This window comes from Burkholderia sp. Se-20378 (genome assembly GCF_017104665.1).
GTDB classification, from domain to species: Bacteria; Pseudomonadota; Gammaproteobacteria; order Burkholderiales; family Burkholderiaceae; genus Burkholderia; species Burkholderia lata.
The window spans coordinates 1-2,115 of the sequence record NZ_JAAGPG010000936.1 but is presented as its reverse complement, the minus strand read 5'-3'; the positions used below and the strand labels follow the sequence as shown (position 1 = coordinate 2,115).

1 protein-coding gene is annotated in these 2,115 nt (G+C 60.8%); it reads left to right on the top strand.

Features of this window, described 5'->3' with window-relative positions:
* Nucleotides 1–2,115, top strand: a 2,115-nt coding sequence (locus tag G3N93_RS39105) for a hypothetical protein (RefSeq protein ID WP_206135437.1), incomplete at both ends; no start/stop codon positions are given.

The window sequence follows — 2,115 nt, the reverse complement described above, 5'->3', positions numbered from 1 at the left end:
AGGTCGAGGTCGAGAGCGACGTGATCGAGCTGTTCGCCGACGAGAGGCCCGTCGAGGTCGAGGTCGACAGTGAGCCGATCGAGCTGTTTGCCGACGAGAGACCCGTCGAGGTCGAGGTCGACAGCGAATCGATCGAGCTGTTGGCGGACGACAGACCCGTCGAGGTCGAAGTCGACAGCGACGTGATCGAGCTGTTGGCCGACGACAGACCCGTCGAGGTCGAGGTCGAGAGCGACGTGATCGAGCTGTTAGCCGACGACAGGCCCGTCGAGGTCGAAGTCGACAGCGAGGTGATCGAGCTGTTGGCCGACGACAGGCCCGTCGAGGTCGAGGTCGACAGCGAGGTGATCGAGCTATTGGCCGAGGACAGGCCGGTCGAGGTCGAAGTCGACAGCGACGTGATCGAGCTGTTCGCCGAGGACAGGCCCGTCGAGGTCGAGGTCGACAACGAAGTGATCGAGCTGTTAGCCGACGACAGGCCCGTCGAGGTCGAAGTCGACAGCGAGGTGATCGAGCTGTTGGCCGACGACAGGCCCGTCGAGGTCGAGGTCGACAGCGAAGTGATCGAGCTGTTGGCCGACGAGAGGCCGGTCGAGGTCGAAGTCGACAACGAACTGATCGAGCTGTTGGCCGACGACAGACCCGTCGAGGTCGAGGTCGACAGCGAAGTGATCGAGCTGTTGGCCGACGAGAGGCCGGTCGACGTCGAAGTCGACAACGACGTGATCGAGCTATTGGCCGACGACAGGCCCGTCGAGGTCGAGGTCGACAACGACGTCACCGAACTATTCGTCGAACTGAGCCCCGTCGACAACGAACCAATCGAACTGGTGGCTGACGACAGCCCCGTCGACGTGGAGGTAGACAGCGACGTGATCGAGCTATTCGTCGACGACAAACCCGTCGAAGTCGAGGTCGACAACGAGGTCACCGAACTATTCGTCGAGCTGAGCCCTGTCGACAACGAACCAATTGAACTGGTGGCTGACGACAGCCCCGTCGACGTGGAGGTCGACAGCGACGTGATCGAGCTGTTCGCCGACGAGAGACCCGTCGACGTCGAAGTCGACAACGATGTGATCGAACTGTTCGCCGACGACAAGCCCGTCGACGTCGAGGTCGACAACGACGTCACCGAACTATTCGTCGAACTGAGACCTGTCGACAACGAACCAATTGAGCTGGTGGCTGACGACAACCCCGTCGACGTGGAAGTCGACAGCGAGGTGATCGAGCTGTTTGCCGACGAGAGACCCGTCGAGGTCGACGTGGACAGCGAATCGATCGAGCTGTTCGCCGACGACAGGCCCGTCGAGGTCGAGGTCGACAACGACGTCACCGAACTGTTCGTCGAGCTGAGCCCCGTCGACAACGAACCAATTGAGCTGGTGGCTGACGACAACCCCGTCGACGTGGAAGTCGACAGCGAAGTGATCGAGCTGTTGGCCGACGACAAGCCCGTCGAAGTCGAGGTCGACAGCGAAGTGACCGAACTATTCGTCGAGCTAAGCCCTGTCGACAACGAACCAATTGAGCTGGTGGCTGACGACAGCCCCGTCGACGTGGAGGTAGACAGCGAAGTCACCGAACTATTCGTCGAGCTGAGCCCCGTCGACAACGAACCAATTGAGCTGGTGGCTGACGACAGCCCTGTCGACGTGGAGGTCGACAACGAAGTAATCGAGCTATTCGCCGAAGACAGGCCCGTCGACGTCGAGGTCGACAACGACGTCACCGAACTATTCGTCGAGCTAAGCCCTGTCGACAACGAACCAATCGAGCTGGTGGCTGACGACAGCCCCGTCGACGTGGAAGTCGACAGCGAAGTGATCGAGCTGTTGGCCGACGACAAGCCCGTCGAAGTCGAGGTCGACAGCGAAGTCACCGAACTATTCGTCGAGCTAAGCCCTGTCGACAACGAACCAATTGAGCTGGTGGCTGACGACAGCCCTGTCGACGTAGACGTCGACAGCGACGTAATCGAGCTATTCGCCGACGACAGGCCCGTCGAGGTCGAGGTAGACAGCGAAGTCACCGAACTGTTCGTCGAGCTGAGCCCCGTCGACAACGAACCAATCGAGCTGGTGGCTGACGACAGACCCGTCGACGTCGAAG